This window comes from Komagataeibacter europaeus, from assembly GCF_002173515.1.
GTDB classification, from domain to species: domain Bacteria; phylum Pseudomonadota; class Alphaproteobacteria; order Acetobacterales; family Acetobacteraceae; genus Komagataeibacter; species Komagataeibacter europaeus.
The window spans coordinates 3,240,762-3,262,572 of record NZ_CP021467.1; the positions used below are offsets into that span (position 1 = coordinate 3,240,762).

Sequence of the window (21,811 nt, forward strand, 5' to 3'; positions counted from 1 at the left end):
CTAACTCATGACGGATGCAAACCGAAAAAGGCCGTGTGTCGATTTCGGAAGTCGACGTAGGCGCGATGTCGCTGGGTGCCAGGGGAAAGTCGGATGCATTTTTCCTGCCAAGCGTATAACGTGGCCGTTGTTGTCTAAGCCCGTGGATGAAGCGAGGATGTGAGCAAAACAGGGTGATGTCGAAACCAACGAGGCGTGAGATGAAGAAAAAAATCTTGCCAAGATTAACGAAGCTGATGAGCCTATCTTCGGCAGCGCTGCTAGCAGGCTGTTCGTGGGATACGCTCGACCCCAAAGGCGTGATCGGTGCTCAGGAAAAAAGCCTGATCCTGACCTCGACCTACGCGATGCTGCTGGTCGTGATACCGGTATGTATCCTGACGCTGCTGTTTGCATGGCAGTACCGTCAGTCCAACACTGCGGCGGAATACCTGCCGAAATGGTCGCATTCCAACAAGATCGAGGTGGTTATCTGGGCCGTTCCCAGCCTGATCATCCTGTTCCTGGCGGTGCTGACCTATCAGACATGTCATTCGCTTGACCCGTACAAGCCGCTTGAGGCTGAAGCCAACGTCAAGCCTATTCATGTCGATGTTGTGGCACTGGACTGGAAGTGGCTCTTTATCTATCCGGATGAAGGGATCGCGACCGTCAACCAGATGGCCATGCCGGTTAACACGCCGGTTGATTTCCGGATCACCTCTGACTCCGTGATGAACTCTTTCTTCATCCCGCAGCTCGGTACGATGATCTACGCCATGGCCGGGATGCAGACACAGCTGCACCTGATCGCGAACGAAGCTGGTGATTTCCAGGGTGAATCCTCCAACTTCAGCGGCCGTGGCTTCTCCGACATGCGTTTCCGTGCGCTGGCAATGCCTGCGGACCAGTACAGCGCGTGGGTCGAGAAGGTGAAGGCTTCTTCCGAACAGCTGGACAGCGCAAGCTATCCGAAGCTGGCCGCGCCGAGCGAGGCCAACCCGGTTGAATACTTCTCGCATGTCGATGCGGGTCTCTTTGATGACATCGTTGCCAAGTACAACAACGGCATGGTCATGGATAAGAGCACCGGCAAGATGCTGCATGTGCAGCAGTCCGCGATGTCCGACATGAACATGAAGGAATAGGACAGATGTTAGGCAAATTAACTTTGTCGGCCATTCCTTATGATGTGCCGATCCTTGTTGGGACGTTCATCGGTGCGGCCATTGCTGGCCTGGCCGTTGTCGGTCTCATCACCTATTACGGTAAATGGGGCTACCTGTGGCGTGAATGGCTGACCTCGGTCGACCACAAGCGCATTGGTGTCATGTATATCGTTGTCGCGCTCGTGGCGCTGTTCCGTGGTTTCGCGGACGCGATCATGATGCGTTCCCAGCTTGCGCTGGCCTATGCCGGTAACCCCGGCTACCTGCCGCCGCACCATTATGACCAGATCTTCTCCGCACACGGCACGATCATGATCTTCTTCATGGCCATGGCGTTCATGCAGGGTCTGATGAACATCGTGGTGCCGCTGCAGATCGGTGCGCGTGACGTGGCCTTCCCGTTCGTGAACACACTGAGCTTCTGGATGACGACCATCAGCTTCCTGCTGGTCAACGTCTCGCTGTTCATTGGTGAGTTCTCGCAGTGCGGCTGGCTGGCTTACCCGCCCCTGTCCGAACAGCAGTTCAGCCCCGGTGTCGGTGTCGACTACTACATCTGGGCGGTGCAGCTGTCCGGTGTCGGCACGCTGCTGACGGGTGTGAACTTCTTCGCGACCATCGTGAAGATGCGTGCGCCGGGCATGACCTACATGCGTATGCCGGTGTTCACCTGGACCATCTTCTGCACGACCGTGCTGATCATGGTTGCCTTCCCGATCCTGACCGTGGCCATGGGCCTGCTGGGTCTGGACCGTTACCTGGGCATGCACTTCTTCACCAATGACGGCGGCGGCAACCAGATGCTCTATCTGAGCGTGATCTGGGGCTGGGGCCATCCGGAAGTGTACATCCTTGTCCTGCCTGCCTTCGGTGCTTTCTCCGAAATCACGCAGACCTTCTCCCGCAAGCCGCTGTTCGGCTACAAGACCATGGTCTACGCGACCGCTTCCATCATGGTCCTGTCGCTGGTGGTTTGGGTTCACCACTTCTTCACCATGGGTGCCGGCCCGAACGTCAACGCGTTCTTCGGTATCATGACGATGGTCATCGCGGTTCCGACCGGGGTGAAAATCTTCAACTGGCTGTTCACGATGTACAAGGGGCGTATCGAATTCCACGCGACCATGTACTGGGTGATCGGCTTCATGATCACCTTCTCCATCGGTGGTATGACCGGTGTCATGCTGGCAATCCCGGCGTCTGACTTCGTTCTCCACAACAGCCTGTTCGTTATCGCCCACTTCCATAACGTGATTATCGGTGGTGTGTATTTCGGTTACGTCGCTGCCATGAACTTCTGGTTCCCGAAGGCTTTCGGCTTCAAGCTGAACGAAGCCTGGGGCAAGCGCGCGTTCTGGTGCTGGTTCATTGGTTTCTATGTTGCGTTCATGCCGCTTTATGTCCTCGGTTTCGAAGGCATGACCCGTCGTATGAACCACTACGACAACCCCGAATGGCATCCCTGGCTGCTGATTGCTGAAGTTGGTGCGGTTCTGATCGCATGCGGTATCGTGTGCCAGCTGACCCAGCTGTATGTCTCGATCCGTGATCGCAACCTGGCCGAAAACCGTGACCTGACGGGCGATCCCTGGAACGCACGTACGCTGGAATGGTCCACGTCTTCGCCGCCGCCGTTCTACAACTTCGCCATCCTGCCGGAAGTCCACGAACTGGACGCCTTTGCCCATGACAAGGAAGCCGGTATCGACACGCGTCAGGCCGGTGGCAACTATCAGCCGATCCATATGCCGAAGAACACGGCATGCGGTTTCCTGATCGGTGCCTTCAGCTTCGTGCTTGGCTTCGGTGCGGTCTGGTACATCTGGTGGCTGGCGGCTGTTGGTCTGATCGGTGTCATCGCTACGGTGATCGCCCGTTCGTCCGACAACGACGTCGATTACTATGTGCCGGTGTCCGAGGTGGTTCGCATTGAGCAGGAGCACACCCATAACCTTATGGCAGCACAGGCAGCGGAATAATGGCGCAAAACATGACTGCTGATGCAGCCCATGCCCATGATGAACACCACGAATCTCCCGTGGTGTTCGGGTTCTGGCTGTATCTGATGACGGACTGCATCATCTTCGGTACACTGTTTGCAGTGTTCGCGGTGTTGCGTGACCAGTTTGCCGGCGGTCCGACCGGCCACGAAGTGTTCGAACTTTCGGGTGTTGGCATTGAAACGGCAATCCTGCTGTTCAGCTCCATCACCTACGGTTTCGGCATGATTGCCGCCCACGAGAACAAGGTCAGCACCATGCGGACCTGGCTCGGGGTGACCTTCCTGCTGGGGCTGGGCTTCCTGTTCATGGAAATCCGTGAGTTCTCTCACATGATTGCCGAAGGCAATGGCCCGGATCGCAGCGCGTTCCTGTCCGCCTTCTTCACGCTGGTTGGCACGCATGGTCTGCATGTCACCTGCGGCCTGCTGTGGATGGCTGTCCTGCTGTTCCAGACGGCTGGCAAGACCGAGCTGAACGAACGCATGATCGGCAAGCTGACCTGCCTCAGCCTGTTCTGGCACTTTCTGGATATCGTCTGGATCTGTGTCTTCACCTTTGTCTATCTGATGAGTGTGATCTGATGGCAGACCATATTTCTTCCTCGGGAGAGAGCCACGGGAGTGTAGGGTCTTACCTTACCGGGTTCGTACTTGCCGTTATCCTGACGGTTGCATCCTTCGGTCTGGTGATGTCGCATGCGATGTCGCCGGCCGGCACCGGCGGGGCGATTGCCCTGCTGGCGGTGGTGCAGATTGTTGTTCACCTCATTTACTTCCTGCACATGAACGGTTCGTCCGAACAGCGCTGGAACGTCATGGCATTTGTCTTCACGGTGCTTTCGGTCCTGGTCCTTGTGGCCGGCACGATGTTCATCATGCATGACACGGCCATCAACATGATGTCGCGCTAAGCGGTGTCATGTCAGGGTGCGGGGGCAGGCAACTGCCCCCGGACCAGACGGCATAAAAAAAGACCGGCACGAGAAATCGTGCCGGTCTTTTTTTATGGTGCAACCCGATGGGAAAGGCGGGATCAGCCTTTCTGGGGTTCGGGGGAAAGCAGCTCTTTCTTGTTGGGCTTGTCTTTCCATTCCTCGGCATCGGCCGGGGCGTCGATCTTGCGCGTGATGTTGGGCCACACGGCGGCGTATTTGGCGTTCAGTTCGGCCCACGGGGTCGCGCGGTCGTCGCTATCGGGGAAGATGGCCTCGGCCGGGCATTCTGGTTCGCACACACCGCAGTCGATGCATTCATCCGGGTTGATTACCAGAAAGTTTTCGCCGGCGTAGAAGCAGTCAACCGGACAGACTTCGACACAATCTGTGAATTTGCAGCGAATGCAGTTTTCGGTGACCACATAGGTCATCGCCTATCTCCGATCATTATTTGTTCGGCCTGCGGCAATAGGCCCGGCCATTAAAAGGGATGAGGTGCCGCATGGCGCACGACCTCATCAGGAATGGCGGAAGATATGAGAGTGTTTTCCGGCCGTGGCAAGCCCAAGACGGCGGCTAATGCATAATCATGGTCTGTATTGGCCTGTTGGCCACAATATTCAGACAGTTTCCGGAACAATTTCATACAGAAGTTGTGCAAGTGGGGCGGATTGCCGCCGCTCGGTACAGGCCACGACACGTATGACAATCACGGTCTGCCGGTCCGGGGATGGCAGGGTCAGGATATCGCCCACATGCACCTGTGCATGCGCCTTCGTCACGCGCTGGCGATTGATGCGGACATGGCCGCCAGATGCGATTTTTGCACAGATGCCGCGGCTGCGACCAAAACGGGCATGCAGCAGCCACAGGTCCAGTCGCTGGGTCATGATGGGATCAGGGGTCTGTGTCATGGCGGTCAGGGACGATTGAACAGGGTCGCCAGGGCGGCGAAGGGGCTATCGGTCCGTTGCGGGCGCCGGGGTGCTGCCGGTCGCCTGCCATTGCGGGCGGATGCCGTCCGCACGGTTTTTTCCCGGCTGGCATTTTCATGCTCGGACGCGAAGCGGATCATGACCGGGGCGGGTGGACCGTAGCGGTTGGCCGCCATGGGGCGCGGATGGTACACGCGCATGTTCAGCCCTTTCATCACCGCAGGCAGCATTTCGCGCCGTATCCCCAAGCGGGACGCCAATTGGGGTGGCAGCGGTATGGGGGCCCGACGTGTCATGCGCGCCAGTTCAACGACAAATTTTTCCGCGATATCCAGCCTGATCCGCACCGGCCCGGCATCCAGCCAACCCATCCGGTCCATGAAGGTGGGCGGCAGTGCATCCGGCGGCAGGGTAACGCGTCCCATGGCGGGCAGGGGCGGGCAGGGCATGTTCAGGCTGATCGCCACGAGCCAGGCCCGTAACTGCATGGGGCGTTCCTTCAGGATCGCCGGCATGAACAGGCTGTAGTGCCCGACCCGCACGCCCAGCCGCCTCAACCGCTGGATCATCTCGTGCCCGGGGCGTTCGCCACGATGGAGCGGAGCCACCCCGGCACCTTCCATAAGGCGATGGATGATGCCGCGCAGGTCCGGCGTGCCGGCCACCGCAGCCTGAACGGCAAAAAGCGGCGCAAGATGCTCGCGCACGACCTGTCCCAGCCATGTCTGAAGGCGATTGCGGATTCGTTCGCGCTGGGCATTGTCCAGCAGCGGGTTGTCCAGCACCTGCGGGCGTGGCGATAGCAGGTCACTGCCCGGCAGCATCCGCGCAATGGGCATGTCCTGCCACAGGATATGCGCCCCATCGGCGGAAAAGGTGAACTGCTGGTCATCATCCTGCACCAGGGCCGCGACACGGCGCGGGATTTCGCTGCGTACCGCCCGCCGCGCCGCGCGCATGAGCAGGCGCCCGTCCTCCGCATCGGTATGTTCGCCCGCGATCAGGTCCAGCCCGGCAATACGGCCGACCTCATGACCTTCCACCACGACATTGCCCTGTGCCGTCACGGCGGAAAGCAGGTTGTCATGCCCGCCTTCATCCAGCCTGCGGATAAGGGTGGTGGCGCGACGGTCCACGAAACGCGCGGTCAGTTGTTCATGCAGGACATCGGACAGCCTGTCCTCCGCCTCCCGCGTGCGGGCCTGCCAGTGTTCGGCATTGGCGATCCAGCCGGGGCGGGCGGCGATGTAACTGCACACGCGGATACCCGCCAGACGCTGCATGAGCGAGTCTATGGTGCCCGCCGTCTGGAAAAAATGGGTAATCTGGCTGTCCATCCATGCCGACGGGATGCGACCATCGTGGATCAGGTGGGTAAAGATCCGTCCGCACAGGCGGATATGGCTGTCATCGCCCAGCTTGCGGAAATCGGGTATCTGGCAGCTTTCCCACAACAGGCGCGTGGCGGCGCGGGAATGGACCAGTGGACGGATTTCGCTATTTCCCGCCAGCGCGGACAGGGCGAGCACGTCGCTTGCCTCATGCCCCGCGATCAGTTCGACACGGGGGGAGGGACGGTTGAGGCTGGACAGCAGCCGGTCAGGCGATGAAAAATCCAGGTCGCTGTTCCGCCACGCCAGACGGGTCAGCGGGTCGAAACGGTGTTCCTCCACCGCTTCGGCCAGTTCCTCGGACAGGGGCGGGCAGGTCCCGGTGGTGCCGAACGTGCCATCACGCAGCCCGCGTCCGGCGCGGCCCGCCACCTGCGCGATTTCCCCCGCCGTAAGCGGCCGGATGCGCGTGCCGTCGAATTTGGACAGGCTGGCAAAGGCCACATGATTTACGTCCATGTTCAGGCCCATGCCGATCGCATCGGTCGCGACCAGATAGTCGACCTCCTTTTCCTGATACAGCGCCACCTGCGCATTGCGGGTGCGGGGCGAAAGCTGCCCCATGACAATGGCGCATCCCCCCCGCCTGCGGCGCAGCAGTTCGGCAATGGCGTAAACCTCGCCCGCGGAAAAGGCGACAATGGCCGAACGCGGCGGCAGGCGCGTCAGCTTGCACGCCCCCGCATGCGTCAGTTGCGACAGACGCGGGCGATGTTCGATCTCGATGCCCGGCACAAGGCGGCGGATCAGGTTGCGTATGGTATCCGCACCCAGAAACATGGTTTCCGACAGGCCACGCGCATGCAGCAGCCGGTCGGTAAAGATGTGGCCGCGATCGGGATCGGCACAGAGCTGGATTTCATCCACCGCCACGAATTCCACGCGGCGGTCCAGCGGCATGGCTTCCACCGTGCATGAAAACCAGCGTGCCTTTGGCGGGATGATCTTTTCCTCGCCCGTGATCAGGGCGACGGCATGCGCGCCCTTCTGCGCCACCATGCGGTCATAGTTTTCGCGCGCCAGCAGCCGCAGGGGAAAACCAATGATACCGCTGGAATGCGAAAGCAGCCTTTCTATGGCCAGATGGGTCTTTCCGGTATTCGTCGGGCCGAGCACCGCCCGGACCAGCGTATCGGAATGGGGGCCGGAACCATGTCCGGCCGCTGCGCGATAGGGGCCACCAGTGCCCTTGGGTACACCCGTCATGAATGCATGCTCCGGCCAAGTGGCGGCAAATGCAAGCAAAACCACATGCCGGTCGCGATGGGGTGTTGCGTTGCCCGGACGGGGGACGCACCCTGCTGGAAATAGGAACATATGCAGGGAAGGGACGTGCAATGAACGCGTTGGAAATGCAGGACTGTCTGGTCGCGGCGGCCGATATGCGGGATGGGACCGCAGGTATGGTGCATGCCATCCGTCCCTCCGCGCTGGGGGAACTGGATGCGGTGGTGGGCGAAGTGGCGGCCCGCTTTGCCCGTCAGGCCGGTTTTGCCGCCCGTTATGGCCAGGTGCTGCTGCTGCCCGGCGCGGATGGCACGATCGCGACAGCCCTGCTGGGCATTGCGGAACAGGCGGATGGCGCCGACCCGTTCGTGTTCGGGGCGTTGCCCGACTCGCTTCCCGCCGGATCATGGCGGGTCAGCGCACCTGCGGATGTGCAGGCGGGCGACATCGCACTGGGTTTCTGCCTTGGCGCCTATCGCATGCCCGCTTTTGGCCGCGACACCGCCCCCGACGCCCCGCCTGCGCGGCTGGTGGTGGATGCGGCGGGGCAGGCGGCGGCCAGCATGGCGCGCTGCATCAACCTTGCCCGGTCGCTGATCAATACGCCGCCCAACCTCATGGGGCCGGATGACCTGGCCAAGGCGGCCGAGATGGCGCTTGCCCCGCTGGGGGCGGATGTATCGGTCATTCGCGGGGCGCGGCTGGCGCAGGAATTCCCGACCGTACTGCATGTCGGCGTGGGGTCGGACCGCGCGCCCTGCGTGGTCGAGGCCCGCTGGCAGGGCAGCACCGCCACTGAGACGGCGCCACTGGTGTCGCTGGTGGGCAAGGGCGTGTGTTTCGATACGGGCGGGTATGACCTCAAGCCGCCCTCCTCCATGCTGCGGATGAAAAAGGACATGGGCGGGGCCGCCATCATGCTGGCCCTTGCGCGCCTGGTTATGCTGCGTGACCTGCCAGTCAGGCTGGAACTGCGCTTGGGCTGCGTGGAAAACAGCGTATCGGGCCATGCCATGCGGCCATCGGACGTGGTGAAGACCCGCGCCGGGCTGACGGTGGAAATCGGCAATACCGACGCCGAAGGCAGGCTGGTCCTGTGTGACCTGCTGCACGCGGCGTGCGAACGCCAGCCCGACCTGCTGGTGGATGCCGCGACCCTGACCGGGGCGGCCCGCGTGGCGCTGGGGCCGGATGTGCCCGCCCTGTTCACCAACCATGACGCGACGGGGGCCGTGCTGGTGGCGTCCGGTCTGGCCTGTGGGGACCCGCTGTGGCAGTTGCCGCTATGGCCGGGTTACCGGAAATGGCTGCGCAGTCCGGTGGCAGATATGAACAATATTTCATCCAAACCCATGGGTGGGGCGATCACGGCGGCGCTTTTTCTAGAGAATTTTGTCAAAACTGATGTGCGCTGGGTTCATATCGATACGTATGGATGGAATGATTCGTCGCGGCCCGGACGGCCAGAAGGCGGAGAAAGTCTTGGTTTAAGAGCAGTTTACGAAGGAATGTTAAAAATATTTAATATCGAGGACAGAATGCATCACTAAAGAAACAATGCCGGATGCGAACTAATTTGGTTGGTGCGACTTATATATGCCGTAAATGCCAATTATATAGGCAGAACGAGAACGCACCATTCCAGTCCACCCGATTCCGCATCCATGCGCGCCGGCGTGCAGGCTGATTTCTGACAGAGGATTTTCACCGATGAGCAAGTCATCAGACGCTAACACGGATCAGATGATCAATTCGCTGCGCGACACCATTGTCGCGATGGTCCGCCGTGACGGGCCCGACCTGTCGGCACGGCAGCTGGCCGTGTTCCTGACCTGCTACCTGCGCGGCGACGGTTCGCATACCGTGCGTGGTCTTGCGGCTGAACTGAACGTGTCCAAGCCCGCCATCACCCGCGCGCTGGACCGGCTGAAGGCGCTGGATCTGGCCCGCCGTGCGCCTGACCCGATGGACCGCCGTTCCGTGCTGATCAAGCACACGATCAAGGGCAAGGCCTACCTGCGCGACCTGTGCAGCATCGTGAATGAAGCGGCGACGCAGGAAAAGGCGGCACCCGTGCGCAAGACCACGCGTACCCGCCGGACCGAGGAACAACGCCGCGCTGGCTGAGTTACATGAGGGTTCACTTCATGCTCGAACGGACAGAAGGTTTCAATTCCATGCGCATCTCACGACGTCTGGTTGCCCTTGCCATGATCATGGCGCCGCTTGCGGCGGCGCCGACACTGGCCCGGGCCGCGGAATCATCGCTTGGCACGCCGTCGGGGCATGTCACGATGAAGTTCAAGTCGCTTGATATCGGGGTTGGCCACACATGGGGCACGGGCAAGCTGGTGTTCCAGAACCACACCTACCGTTTCAAGATCGAGGGCGGTTCGCTGGCGGCCGTAGGCTATGCCAACATCAGTGGCCAGGGGGAGGTCTATAACCTCACCAAGGTCAAGGATTTTGAAGGCAGCTATGCCGCCGTCAACGGGGATGTCACGGCCGGTACCGGCGTGGGCGCCGTGCTGCTCAACAACCCCGCAGGTGTCCGTATCCGCCTTGATACGTCCAGTTCCGGTGGTCGCCTGGCCGCCGCGGCACAGGGCATGAAGATTACCCTGCGCAAATAAGATCCGCTGTCAGGACAAAGGAAACAGGGGGAATGGCCGACAGGCTGCTCCCCCTGTTTTTTTGGCTACCATGACAGGCCGGGCGCACGTCCCACCCGGCGTATGACGGCGGTAATCCAGACAAGCTGGATTAAACTGACCGCCAGCACGACCGGACCGGGCCTGACCCATCCCATGCCCATGACCACGGCCCCCATGCCGCCGCATACGGTGCTGGCCCATGTCACGACCGTAATATCGGCCGCCTGCATGCCGCTGCGATGGGCCATCTGATAGAAATGTTCCCGGTGCGCGCGCATGACGGGACGGCGACGGTACATCCGCCGCAGCAGGGTTGCGATGACATCCACCAGCAGCCCCGACAGCATGAGCGGCATGAGCCACGCCCCATGGACCAGTTGCGGCATGCCCGCCATGCGCAGGCCCAGCGCCCCCAGCACCAGCCCGCAGCACTGGCTTCCCACATCCCCCATGAACAGCCGCGCATGGGGAAAGTTGAAGGGCAGGAACCCGGCACAGGCGGCCGCCAGGATCAGGGCGCTGCCCCATGTTTCGACCCCGCCGCCCGCCAGCATGAACAGCCCCGCCGCGATCACGCCCGCGATCAGCGTGCACCCGCTGGCAAGTCCGTTCAGCCCGTCCATGAAATTGAGACAGTTGCACAGGGCCACCAGCCACACGACCCGCAGCCCCAGGCCGCCTGTTGTCAGCGCATGCACCGTCCCGCCAGCCATGTCGCCCCACGCGACCAGTAGGGCGGCTGCAATCTGCGCCCCCAGTTTCCACAGGGGCGGCATGGGGTGCATGTCATCGCGCCATGAAAACAGTCCCAGCCCCACCGTGGCCAGCAGCAGCGTCACGTCCGTCATGTCCGCGTGGCGGTGGCAGATCATCTGCCCCAGCGGCACGCCCACCACGAATACGATCAGAATCGCAAGTCCGCCGCCCTTTGGCACCGGCATGTCATGGGCGCTGCGCCCGGTCGGGTAATCCAGCACGCGCATCGCAATCACCCGTCGCGACAGCACGGCGGACATCAGGGCCGCGGCCAGCAGGAACAGCGCGAAAAAGGCGGTTTCCGCATGAAATGGGTGGGACATGGTCATGAAAGCTGGAAGGGGCGCATGATCTCTCCTTCTTGCCCTGCATCTGCTCGGCTATAGGGGGAGGGTAATGGTTACGCAATCCTCAGACAGCGGTGGCATGGCGGAGTGTCTGCGCAAGATACGGACACTGGCCGTAAACAGCGCCCTTGATACGGTCATGGGCGGCCTTGCCGCAATCGTGGCGACGGGATTGAGCGCCTGTCGTGACGCCGCATGGCCATGGTGGGGCCTGCCCGCGCTGGGCATGGCCGCCATCGGGGTTGCGGGCTGGCCGTTCCGGGTGTTCCAGCAGCACTGGCGTTTTGCGGGCCGGTCCGATTTCTGGCGGCTGGCGGGCGCGTGCGTGCTGGCGGGCATGGTGGTCACGGGCGTGCTCGACCTGTCGGGTGTGATGCGCGCGGCAGCGTTCGGCGTGGCGTACGCCATGGTGGCCTTTGTTATCATGGCGGGAGCGCGCGCAGGCTACCAGTTCTGGCGGTCCTGTCGGGATGGTCGCGACAGGGGCGGGCGACGGCGCGTGATCCTGCTGGGGGACGGGGAGGACGCCAGCCGTTTTCTCAGCCTGATGCCGGATATGGGCGGGCTAGTCGTGGGCATGGTGGTCGAAGGCCGCCAGCGCCGACCCGGCCGCAGGCTGCGTGGCGTGCCGGTGCTGGGGCAGGTGGCGGATCTGCCCTGTATCCTGTCGGCTTTCAGGGCGGAAGATGAACTGCTGCTGGTGGTGGCCGATCCCCGCTTTCGTGGCGAACGCCTGTCTGCCGTTTTGCGGATGGCGCAGGAAACCGGCACGCAGGTACGCTGCATGCCCGATCTGTCCGGTATCGCCGGGGGGAGCATGGCGCCGCTGCACCCGGTCAGGCTGTCGGACCTGCTCAACCGTCCGGCTGTGGCGCCTGACGGGCAGGGCATTGCCGATATGCTGCGCGGCAGGCGCGTGCTGATTACGGGGGCAGGCGGGTCAATCGGCAGCGAACTGGCCCGCCAGATCGCGGGCCACGCCCCTGATCAGCTGGTTTTGGTGGATATTGGCGAATTCCCGTTATGGCAGGTGGATATCGACCTGGCGGAAAAGGCCCCTGACATTACGCGCCACCTTGTTCTGGCCGATATACGCGATGCGGGAAGGATGGAGCGTGTATTCGCCCGTTTCCGCCCCGAACTGGTGTTCCATGCCGCGGCGCTGAAGCACGTGCCCATGGTGGAGGAAAACCCGTGCGAGGGACTGCTGACCAACGTGACCGGCACCCGCATCGTGGCCGATACCGCCGCCCGGCACGGGGTCAGGGCCATGGTTCTGATTTCGACGGACAAGGCGGTCAACCCCGCCAGTGTGATGGGGGCGTCCAAGCGCATTGCGGAAATGTACTGCCAGGCGCTGGATGTGAAAGCCCGAAACCGCGACGACGGGCACGCCATGCAATGCGTGACCGTGCGGTTTGGCAATGTCATGGGATCGACGGGGTCGGTCATTCCCCTGTTCCGCCACCAGCTGGAATGTGGTGGCCCGCTTACGGTGACCGACCCGCGCATGACGCGGTATTTCATGACCGTGTCGGAAGCGGTCGGGCTTGTGCTGCAGGCCAGTGCCCGGGGCACAGGGCGACAGGCGGACGGCATGGCGGTGCTGCTGCGTAGCGGGGGGGTGTTCGTGCTGGACATGGGTACGCCGGTGCGCATTGTCGATCTGGCGCGCCAGATGATCGTGCTGGCCGGGTTGCGGCCCGACCGGGACGTGCAGATCCGCTTTACCGGGCTGAGGCCGGGGGAAAAGCTGGCCGAGGACCTGTTTTACAAGCAGGAAATCCTGCAACCCACCGACTGTCCCGGCCTGCGGATGGCAACGCCGCGTACGGTGGACCTTGCGCAGGTGGCCAATATCATGGATGCACTTACATTGGCATGCCGGGATGGTGATGGCGCGCGCGCGCTGGACCTTGTCCGCAGGCTTGTCCCCGAATTTGCCCATAACCCGCATGGTGTGGCCACTCCGGACACAGCGGGGCAGATCGATGTGGAAAGGAATGCATCATGAACGCTCCGGCGGAAGCACCCATAGGTTTTCTGAACCTGCCCCAGCAGCAGAGCCTGATTTCCAACGAAATCCGGCAGCGTGTCGATGCGGTCATGAAACACTGCCGCTTTGTCATGGGGCCGGAAGTCACCGAACTGGAAGGGCGGCTGGCCAGCTATAGCGGGGCTGCGCAGTGTGTTGGCGTCTCATCCGGCACGGATGCCATCCAGATCGTCCTGATGGCCGAGGGAATCGGTGCGGGTGACGCCGTGTTCCTGCCCGCCTTCACCTATACCGCCACGGCGGAGGTGCCGCTGGTGCTGGGGGCGACCCCGGTTTTCGTGGATGTGGACCCTGCCACCTTCCAGATCGATCCCGCCAGCCTGCGCAGACGCATTGCCGATGTCCGCAAGGCAGGAAAGCTGCGCCCGCGCGCGGTGATTGGCGTGGACCTGTTTGGCCAGCCCGCCCCGTGGCCCGAACTGCGTGCGATCGCGGCGGAGGAGAAGCTGTTCCTCATGGCCGACTGTGCGCAGGCATTCGGTGCGACGCTGTCGGGCCGCAGGCTGGGGCGCGAAGCGGTGGCGACCACCCTGTCCTTTTTCCCTTCCAAGCCGCTGGGTGCCTATGGCGACGCGGGTGGCATCCTGACCGATGACCCCGAGCGGGCCGAACTCTACCGCTCGCTGCGCACACATGGCGAAGGCAAGACCCGCTACGAGGTGCTGCGCACCGGCATGAACGCGCGGCTGGACACCATCCAGGCCGCGATCCTACTGGCCAAGCTGGATGTGTTCGACATGGAACTCGAACGCAGGCGCGCCATTGCCGATGCGTATGACGCGGGCATCGCGGGCCGCGTGATCCCGCCCGCGCGCGTGGCGCACAGCCATGGTTCGTGGGCGATCTATTCCGTGCTGACGAAGGGGCAGGAAGACCGCGCCGCCCTGCAGCACAAGCTGAAAAGCCATGGCGTGGCGTCGGCCATCTATTATCCGCTTCCGCTGCACCAGCAGCCTGCCTATGTCGCCGCCCATGATGGCGCGGCGCTGCCTGTGGCGGAAGACCTGTCGCGCCGGATCATGGCGCTGCCGCTGCATGCGGAACTGTCGGATCATGACGTGGGCCGGGTCGTCGCGGCCGTGCGTGCATAAGGAGATCATACGCAAATGAGACGCGAGACAGCCCTGCTGATCGGGTTCCTGGTTATCACGATCGGTACGGCGGCGGGGCTGTGGCTTATCGCCCTGCCCAATTTCCGGCCCCTCAGCTTTCCCACCATGGAAACGGGCACCATTGCCGTCGGGCCGATGCGCAGGGAACGCACGCTGACGGCGGCACAGGTCCATACGCTCAATGACTGGCTGCAGGCCCATACCGCGGGCTGGGGCCCGCTGGGGCAGACCCCGCCATCCAGCGGGGATGCGGTGCTGGAAATGCAGGTCGAGCACAAGGGCCAGCAGCCTGCCGGTGAGTCGGCGGCCCCCTACCGCATCACGCTGTGGACCGGTATCAGCGCCGCTGACTGGAACAACACCGTGTTTGTGGAGGAAAGGCCCGGCGCGGTCATCCGCTTCCACCATTTCAAGGACAGGGACTTCAACGCCCTGCGTGACCTGGTCAACCAGTACGACTATCCCCGGTCCGCCTTTCCATGAGCCCGGTGCGCGCGGATACGGCGGGCCTGATCTTTGACTGTGACGGCACGCTGGTCGACAGCCTGCCGTTATACCGCGAGGGCTGGATCGCGGCCCTTGAGGACGCCATAGAGCAGAGCGTGCCGCCCGAATGGTTCCACGGCCATGGCGGCATGTCCGAACACATGGTGCTGGATATTGTCGAGGCCAGGCTGGGCCGCAGCGTGAACCGCCACGGCATCATTTCACAGGCGCGCGACAGCATGCTGCGCAGGCTGCATGTGCTGCGTGAAATTACCGTGGTGGCGGACATTGCCCGCCAGTACCACGGTCGCCTGCCCATGGCGGTGGCGTCCAACGGGTCACGGCAGATCGTGACCGCCTGCCTGCGCCACCTTGGGCTGGAACGGCTGTTTGACGCCATCATCACCATAGATGACGTGGACAATCCCAAGCCCGCGCCGGACATGTTCCTGCTGGCGGCGGGCAGGCTGGCGCTGCCGCCTGCGTCATGCCTTGTATTCGAGGACAGCCGCGAGGGCATGCTGGCCGCCACCCGCGCGGGCATGGCGCATGTGGATGTGAATACCCTGCTGACCGGATAAGGATAACCGCGCCCCGACCCGGCTTCGTTTGTCCGGGGCGCATCGACACGGGCGGGTGCGATGCACCGGGGTGTGGTCTGGCTACAGCCCCGGATATGATCGGGGGCATGGTCGGAACAGGGCATGCAGCCCTTGCGGCAGATGTCTGCCTGCTCTTTTTCATAAATAATATAGACAGGGTGGTATTATAATGTGTTAGGGCAGGTATGCCTTGTCCATATGGAAACATTCGTACGCAGGAATCGGAACGTGACAGAGACGCCTTCCACCTACAAGATAGTCCTGCTCTACCTGCTGGTGGGGGTCATGTTTCAGGTATTCATCTTTGGATTCCATGGTATTCAATACATAACGTTCCATACGTTTCTGCATGTTCTGCTTTGGCCACTGTTTGTGGCGTACTATTTCGTCATAGCGGCTCTGGCCCTTGCGGTAATATGGATAGCCGGGGCAATTATCTACTTCTTTATGGTCGTCTGCGCTCCTCGCGATCCCCGTTACAGGTGGTATGATGATTAATCATGCGTATGAAACCCTGACCATCGGGGAAGCGCAAAATGTTAATAATATATCAGAAATATAATAATACTATATTGATGAATCTGAATTATTAATTCAGTTTATCATGATTTATGTATTTTATATAAATAAAAATAATATACATATAAATAACTATTTATGATTTATTAAAATAACACTTCATTGAATCAATAATATTATTATAGAAAATACCGTCATTCATCGGACTCTGCTGAAAACGGTCAAACTGGACGCCTGACGCGCAATGCCAGTCGTCCGGGGTGGAATGTCGCTGGTCACAAGTGCAGCGATGTCCCGTTTCTGAAACGGGCCGTCCGTTCCGGGTCAAGAAAAATCAGGTGGCTGGTCCTTGCATCCCTACATCCGGGTCCAGCCGTTTTGCCGCTGCCAGAGTTTTCCGGGTGCCCCCTTGTTTTCCTGAAAAGGGGCACCCGGAAATGGTGATTCATTATCAATCCATTGTCGTGAGGGGGCGTTCAGACCCGCTCGTCGTCCTTCAGCTTCGGGGTGGCGCGGTCGGCGGTCGCCAGCAGGGCCGCCGTCAGCGGTGACGCCAGGATAAGCCCCGGAATGCCCAGAATGGTGCCAAAGATCGTCTGGGACAGGATGGTCAGGCCCGGCGGCATCTTCACCGCGTGGCGCTGGATCAGCGGGGCCATGACATTGCCCTCAAAGAACTGGATGGCGGCATACAGGCCCAGCACCATGACCCCTTCGCGCGTGCCCTGTGACAGGCCGATCAGCACGGCGGGCACCGCGCCGACGAATGCGCCGATATAGGGGATGAAGTTGGCCATGCCCGCCACGACCCCCAGCGCCAGCGCCAGCGGCACGCCAATGCACCACAGCCCGATGAAGGACAGCAGCCCCACCACGGTCATGTCCAGCGCCTGTCCCGCCGTCCATGCCCACAGGGTGCGTCCTGCCGTCAGCAGCAGTTCGCGCGATGTGCGACGGTATTCATGCGGGATCAGCCGCAGCATGCCGTTGACATACAGTTCGGGCGAGATGGCGAAATACAGTCCCGCGATCAGAATGACCGCCAGCGTGCCCGCAGCCCCGAACGCGGAGGAGACGAAACCGGTCATGGATCCCGCCAGCGAACCGAATCCGCTGCTGCTGGCTGACTGCTCGTTTCCCCCCAGCGTCGTGGGCAGGTTGTCGAGGATCATGCGCCCGGTGGAGGAATGGCCCATGCTGTCACGCAGGTTATGCGCCTGCTCGCTCAGTGCGGTGCGCAGCTTTACGGCCTGTTCCGATATTTCGGGCCCGCTGCTCCAGATCAGTCCGGTCAGCGCGCTGATGATGACCACGACCACCGCCGTAAGCGACAGCCAGTAGGGCATGCGCGTGTGGCGTTCCACAAGGCCGGCAAGGTTATGCAGGATCACGGCGACAAGGGTCGCCGCGAAAATGACCATCAGCACGTCGCCCACCACCCAGATCAGCATGACCACGATGGTGATGACCAGTGTCAGCCGCAGCAGGGCGTAGATGCGCGCCAGCTGCTGGGCACGGGGATCGGGTGTTTCGTCTTTTTTCGGGGCAGGTCGGGAAGCAGGTGCGTCAGGCGTGGGATCCAGCGGGGAAGAGGCTGTCATCTATATGTCCGTATGGTGGCCATGAAAGGGGCTGCGTGGAACGTGAACGCCAGCACAGCCGCAGCCGGGATAACGTCCGGGAAGGGGATATGGATTGCGTTGGCCTAAAATTCCACTAACTGGCGGCAGGCCAGGGCGTGGGATCCAGCGGGAGCGTTCCCTTCGTGACCGTTTAAGGCGTAAGCCAATATCTGCTGTCGGAAAAGGGCGGACATTGAGTACTCCAGATATTTCTTCATCACATCCGGCCCCGCCCGTGCGGCCCGGGCGGACAGGATGGGCATTGGCTGTCGCTACCTTTGCCATAGGCACGGGGGAGTTCGCATTGATGGCGATGCTGCCCGGTGTCGCCCGTTCGCTTGGTGTGTCGGTACCGGTGGCGGGACATGTCATCAGTGCCTATGCGGTGGGTGTGGTGATCGGTGCCCCATTGGCCACGCTGATTGGCGCGCGCCTGTCACGCTACCGGTTGCTGCTGGCGCTGCAGGCCATGTTTGTCGTGGGCAATGCGGCATCAGCGCTGTCGCCGGGTTACGGGACGCTGCTGGTCATACGTTTCCTGACCGGGTTGCCGCATGGGGCCTTTTATGGCGTGGCGGCACTTGTGGCCGCGGGCATGGCCGATCCCGCGCGAAGGGGACGGGCGGTGGCCGGCGTGTTCGTGGGGTTGACGGTCGCCCATGTCGTGGGGGTGCCGCTGGTGACCTGGGCGGGGCAGATGCTGGGCTGGCGAGCGGTTTATGCCTTCATCGCGGCCATGGAACTGCTGGCGCTTGTCATGATCGCGCGCACGGTGCCCGCCATGATGCCTGATCCGCAGGGTTCACTGTTGCGTGAACTGGGTGCGCTGCGGCGGCCACAGGTATGGTTCACGCTGGCGACGGGGGCGGTCGGTTTTGGCGGCATGTTCTGTGTCGGCACCTATCTGTCGGAGGTGCTGCTTACGGTGACTGGCGTGCCGGCCTGGATCGTGCCGCTGGCGCAGTCATTGTGGGGCGTGGGCATGGTGGCGGGAAACATGGCCGGTGCCCGGCTGGTGGATATCAGCCCCGCGCTGGCGGTGGTGGTGACGCTGGTGGCCAGTACCGTCATGTTGTGCCTGTTTTCCGTATGCGCGGGAAACATGGTTCTGGTGCTGATCGTGACCAGCCTGATGGGGGGCATCATTGCCCTGCTGCCCGCGTTGCAGACACGGCTTATGGATGTGGCGGCGGATGCGCAGGGACTGGTGGCGGCGCTGAACCATTCCGCCGTCAACGTGGCCAATGCCTCTGGCGCCTGGCTGGGCGGGGCGGTGATTGCTGCGGGCCACGGCGCGCAGGACGTGGGATGGGCCGGGGCCGGGCTGTCAGCCATGGGACTGGTGATTTTCCTGACCGGACTGCTGGCCCAACGTGGGAAACGGCACGCGCCTGACCCGGTTTAGAACAGGCTAAAAGATTGATATAAAATAATAAAAGTTCTCGGGTGCCGCCTTTTTTAAAAAAGCTTCATCAAGAACTTTTGGGCAATGTCTACTCCGTGCTGGCAGCTTCCAGTTCCGTTTCGGCTTCCAGCCAGTCTTCTTCCGCGCTGTCATGTTCGCGTCCGATGGCGGCCAGCCGGGTGTTCAGTGCGGTGACTTCATCCGCCTTGCCGCTTTCATACAATTTGGGATCCGCCAGACGGGCTTCCAGCTTCGCGCGCTCGGCCACCAGCCGGGCCATAAGCTGTTCCGCGTCGCGGATGCGCTTGCGCAGCGGGGCCGTGGCCTTGCGGGCTTCGGCGCGTTCGCGGCGGTCATCGCGCCTGGGGGCCGCGACGGGACGGGCGGGATCGTTGTTCGAGACCGCGCGCGCCCGTTCGGTCAGCCATGTGCGGTATTCGGCCATGTCGCCCTCGAACGGGCGGACCGTGCCATCGCCCACCAGCCACAGGCGGTCGGCCACCAGTTCAACCAGATGCGGGTCATGGCTGATCAGCAGAACCGCGCCCTCGAATTCCGCCAGTGCCCGGATCAGCGCGTCACGTGCGTCAAGGTCAAGGTGGTTGGTCGGTTCATCCAGAATCAGCAGGTGCGGCGCATCGCGCGTGGCCAGCGCGAGCAACAGGCGGGCTTTCTCCCCCCCCGACAGGTCGCGCGTGGGTGTTTCCGCGCGTTCCGCATCCAGCCCGAAACGGGCCAGCTGCGCGCGCACGGCGGGCGGCGTGGCGTCGGGCAGGGCGCGGGCCATGTGGTCCACCGGGGTTTCGTTCGGACGCAGTTCCTCGGCCTGATGCTGGGCGAAATAGCCGACCTTCAGCTTCGGGCTGTGCTGGATCGTGCCTGACTGGGGTTCCAGCCGTCCCGCCACCAGCTTGGCGAAGGTGGATTTGCCGTTGCCGTTGGCGCCCAGCAGGGCGATCCGGTCTTCCATGTCGATGCGCAGCGACAGGTTGGACAGAATGGTGTGATCGCCGTAACCGGCTGAAACACGCTCCATCGTCAGCATGGGCGGCGGCAGGGGGGAGGGTTCGGGAAAGGAGAAGTGGCTGGGCGTATCTTCCACCACGCTGTCGATCTGTGGCAGTTTTTCCAGTGCCTTGATGCGGGCCTGCGCCTGCTTGGCCTTGGTGGCCTTGGCGCGGAAACGATCCACGAAGGACTGCATGTGCGCGCGCTTGGCGTTGATGCGTTCGGCCATGCGGGCCTGCTGCAGGGCCTGTTCGGTGCGGATGCGCACGAATTCCTCATACCCGCCCGGCGTCAGCGTCAGCTTGCCGTGGTCCAGATGGGCGATGGCGTCCACCGCGCGGTCCAGCAGGCCGCGGTCATGGCTGACGATCAGCGCCGCGCCCGAAAACCGTGCCAGCCAGTTTTCCAGCCAGATCGTGGCCTCAAGATCCAGGTGGTTGGTCGGCTCATCCAGCAAAAGCAGGTCGGGGTTGAGGAACAGCGCGGTGGCCAGCGCCACGCGCATGCGCCAGCCGCCTGAAAAGTCCGAGACCGGGCGGGTCTGCGCCTGCGCATCGAACCCCAGCCCGGACAGGATGGCCGCAGCCCGCGCCGGCGCGCTGTGGGCGTCAATCGCCAGCAGGCGTTCATGGATGTCGGCAATGCGGGTGGGGTCGGTCGTGGTTTCGGATTCGCGCAGCAGGTCCGTCCGTTCGGTATCGCCCGCCAGCACCGTATCCAGCAGCGAGCCATAACCCGTGGGCGCTTCCTGCCTGATCCGCGCCATGCGCGCGCGCGCTGATATGTGGATCGTACCGCCATCGGGCGCGATATCCCCCGCGATCGCGGTCAGAAGGGTCGATTTGCCCGCCCCGTTGCGACCGACCAGGCCGACCTTGCGGCCCGGATCAATGCTCAGGCTGGCGCCATCAAGCAGGGTGCGGCCTGCGATGCGCAGGGTCAGGTCGGATATGACGAGCAGGCTCACGGGCGGAAAACTCCGGCAATATGGGGTGCATGGCTGGTTTCGTGCGGGTTGTACCTACCAGTCTGCGGCGATATGCTCTAGATGGCGCTTGTAAGGTGATGTCGGCTTATGTCCAATGCCGCCTCGTATATTTCAGAACCCGTTTGAAAGGAGCTGTCCCATGGCAGTCGAACGTACCCTCTCGATCATCAAGCCCGATGCGACCCGCCGTAACCTGACCGGCAAGATCAATGCCGTGTTCGAAGGCAATGGCCTGCGCATCGTCGCCCAGAAGCGCATCCAGCTGACGAAGGCGACCGCTGGCGCGTTCTATGAAGTGCACAAGGAACGCCCGTTCTACAACGACCTGGTGTCCTTCATGATCTCCGGTCCGGTCGTGGTGCAGGTTCTCGAAGGTGAGAACGCTGTCCTGAAGAACCGTGAAGTGATGGGTGCGACCGACCCGAAGAAGGCCGAAGCCCACACCATCCGCGCGCAGTTTGCCGAAAGCATCGAAGCAAACTCCGTCCACGGTTCCGACAGCCTTGAAAACGCGAAGAACGAGATTGCCTTCTTCTTCGCCGGCACGGAAATCCTGCCCTGATCCGCATGGATCATGGTGGCGGGGTTTTTTGTCCCCGCCAGTGGAAAAGCCGGCCT

The 21,811-nt window shown here is 62.2% G+C and carries 20 protein-coding genes; 14 read left to right on the forward strand and 6 right to left on the reverse strand.

Annotated features, from left to right (window positions below):
- Positions 1 to 200 precede the first annotated feature (200 nt).
- From cyoA to cyoD, 4 genes are read left to right on the forward strand one after another with little or no spacing between them, the layout of a single operon-like run.
- A complete protein-coding gene (gene cyoA, locus S101446_RS14885) occupies positions 201 to 1,127 on the forward strand; it encodes a ubiquinol oxidase subunit II (RefSeq protein WP_026019544.1) in 927 nt (308 codons plus the stop codon).
- 5 nt (positions 1,128 to 1,132) lie between these two features.
- Positions 1,133 to 3,127 (forward strand): cytochrome o ubiquinol oxidase subunit I, encoded by a 1,995-nt coding sequence (gene cyoB / locus S101446_RS14890; protein ID WP_010507646.1) that lies wholly within the window; start codon positions 1,133 to 1,135, stop codon positions 3,125 to 3,127.
- Positions 3,127 to 3,732, forward strand: a complete 606-nt coding sequence (gene cyoC, locus S101446_RS14895; protein ID WP_010507645.1) for a cytochrome o ubiquinol oxidase subunit III — start codon at positions 3,127 to 3,129, stop codon at positions 3,730 to 3,732. The genes cyoB and cyoC overlap by 1 nt, the downstream gene beginning before the upstream one ends.
- The gene (cyoD, locus tag S101446_RS14900; RefSeq protein ID WP_026018424.1) at positions 3,732 to 4,061 is read left to right on the forward strand and encodes a cytochrome o ubiquinol oxidase subunit IV; all 330 of its coding nucleotides are present in this window, start codon (positions 3,732 to 3,734) and stop codon (positions 4,059 to 4,061) included. The genes cyoC and cyoD overlap by 1 nt, the downstream gene beginning before the upstream one ends.
- Positions 4,062 to 4,183: 122 nt before the next feature.
- Here the strand turns inward: cyoD and fdxA are convergent, their stop codons facing one another.
- The 3 genes from fdxA to S101446_RS14915 form a co-directional block, all read right to left on the reverse strand.
- Positions 4,184 to 4,516 (reverse strand): ferredoxin FdxA, encoded by a 333-nt coding sequence (gene fdxA / locus S101446_RS14905; protein WP_010507641.1) that lies wholly within the window; start codon positions 4,514 to 4,516, stop codon positions 4,184 to 4,186.
- Positions 4,517 to 4,705: 189 nt separating this feature from the next.
- Entirely contained in the window at positions 4,706 to 4,999 is a 294-nt protein-coding gene (locus S101446_RS14910) for an RNA-binding S4 domain-containing protein (protein ID WP_019084760.1), read from the reverse strand.
- A 5-nt stretch (positions 5,000 to 5,004) separates the two neighbouring features.
- Positions 5,005 to 7,617 carry a helicase-related protein gene (locus S101446_RS14915; RefSeq protein WP_087608685.1) on the reverse strand — a complete coding sequence of 871 codons (2,613 nt, stop codon included), beginning with the start codon at positions 7,615 to 7,617 and terminating at the stop codon, positions 5,005 to 5,007.
- Positions 7,618 to 7,748: 131 nt separating this feature from the next.
- Between S101446_RS14915 and S101446_RS14920 the strand changes: the two genes are divergently transcribed.
- From S101446_RS14920 to S101446_RS14930, 3 genes are all read left to right on the forward strand, one after another.
- Positions 7,749 to 9,188, forward strand: coding sequence for a leucyl aminopeptidase family protein (locus tag S101446_RS14920; protein ID WP_087608686.1), 1,440 nt, complete (start codon positions 7,749 to 7,751; stop codon positions 9,186 to 9,188).
- A 160-nt stretch (positions 9,189 to 9,348) separates the two neighbouring features.
- A complete protein-coding gene (locus S101446_RS14925) occupies positions 9,349 to 9,765 on the forward strand; it encodes a MarR family winged helix-turn-helix transcriptional regulator (RefSeq protein ID WP_019090537.1) in 417 nt (138 codons plus the stop codon).
- A gap of 20 nt (positions 9,766 to 9,785) precedes the next feature.
- Positions 9,786 to 10,271, forward strand: coding sequence for a hypothetical protein (locus S101446_RS14930; protein ID WP_010507636.1), 486 nt, complete (start codon positions 9,786 to 9,788; stop codon positions 10,269 to 10,271).
- A gap of 65 nt (positions 10,272 to 10,336) precedes the next feature.
- Here the strand turns inward: S101446_RS14930 and S101446_RS14935 are convergent, their stop codons facing one another.
- The gene (locus S101446_RS14935; protein ID WP_244184289.1) at positions 10,337 to 11,371 is read right to left on the reverse strand and encodes a glycosyltransferase family 4 protein; all 1,035 of its coding nucleotides are present in this window, start codon (positions 11,369 to 11,371) and stop codon (positions 10,337 to 10,339) included.
- 103 nt (positions 11,372 to 11,474) lie between these two features.
- Here S101446_RS14935 and S101446_RS14940 point away from each other — a divergent pair, with 103 nt between their 5' ends.
- The 5 genes from S101446_RS14940 to S101446_RS14960 all read left to right on the forward strand — a co-directional run bounded on the left by S101446_RS14940 (position 11,475) and on the right by S101446_RS14960 (position 16,149).
- Entirely contained in the window at positions 11,475 to 13,409 is a 1,935-nt protein-coding gene (locus S101446_RS14940; RefSeq protein WP_087608688.1) for a polysaccharide biosynthesis protein, read from the forward strand.
- Positions 13,406 to 14,542 (forward strand): DegT/DnrJ/EryC1/StrS family aminotransferase, encoded by a 1,137-nt coding sequence (locus S101446_RS14945; RefSeq protein WP_010507632.1) that lies wholly within the window; start codon positions 13,406 to 13,408, stop codon positions 14,540 to 14,542. The genes S101446_RS14940 and S101446_RS14945 overlap by 4 nt, the downstream gene beginning before the upstream one ends.
- A 15-nt stretch (positions 14,543 to 14,557) precedes the next feature.
- Positions 14,558 to 15,046: a hypothetical protein gene (locus S101446_RS14950; protein WP_087608689.1), complete on the forward strand. Its 489-nt coding sequence runs from the start codon at positions 14,558 to 14,560 to the stop codon at positions 15,044 to 15,046.
- On the forward strand, positions 15,043 to 15,630 hold the full coding sequence (locus S101446_RS14955; RefSeq protein WP_087608690.1) for an HAD family hydrolase: 588 nt from the start codon (positions 15,043 to 15,045) through the stop codon (positions 15,628 to 15,630). The genes S101446_RS14950 and S101446_RS14955 overlap by 4 nt, the downstream gene beginning before the upstream one ends.
- 249 nt (positions 15,631 to 15,879) lie before the next feature.
- The gene (locus S101446_RS14960) at positions 15,880 to 16,149 is read left to right on the forward strand and encodes a hypothetical protein (protein WP_087608897.1); all 270 of its coding nucleotides are present in this window, start codon (positions 15,880 to 15,882) and stop codon (positions 16,147 to 16,149) included.
- A 497-nt stretch (positions 16,150 to 16,646) separates the two neighbouring features.
- Here the strand turns inward: S101446_RS14960 and S101446_RS14965 are convergent, their stop codons facing one another.
- Positions 16,647 to 17,771: an AI-2E family transporter gene (locus S101446_RS14965; protein WP_010507628.1), complete on the reverse strand. Its 1,125-nt coding sequence runs from the start codon at positions 17,769 to 17,771 to the stop codon at positions 16,647 to 16,649.
- Between the two features lie 283 nt (positions 17,772 to 18,054).
- On the opposite strand from S101446_RS14965, the gene S101446_RS14975 reads away from it, so the two are divergent.
- Positions 18,055 to 19,197, forward strand: a complete 1,143-nt coding sequence (locus S101446_RS14975) for an MFS transporter (protein ID WP_087608692.1) — start codon at positions 18,055 to 18,057, stop codon at positions 19,195 to 19,197.
- Positions 19,198 to 19,285: 88 nt separating this feature from the next.
- Here S101446_RS14975 and S101446_RS14980 read toward each other — a convergent pair whose 3' ends face one another.
- Positions 19,286 to 21,172, reverse strand: coding sequence for an ABC-F family ATP-binding cassette domain-containing protein (locus S101446_RS14980; protein WP_087608693.1), 1,887 nt, complete (start codon positions 21,170 to 21,172; stop codon positions 19,286 to 19,288).
- A 160-nt stretch (positions 21,173 to 21,332) separates the two neighbouring features.
- On the opposite strand from S101446_RS14980, the gene ndk reads away from it, so the two are divergent.
- Entirely contained in the window at positions 21,333 to 21,755 is a 423-nt protein-coding gene (gene ndk / locus S101446_RS14985) for a nucleoside-diphosphate kinase (protein ID WP_010507624.1), read from the forward strand.
- The last annotated feature ends 56 nt before the right edge of the window (positions 21,756 to 21,811 follow it).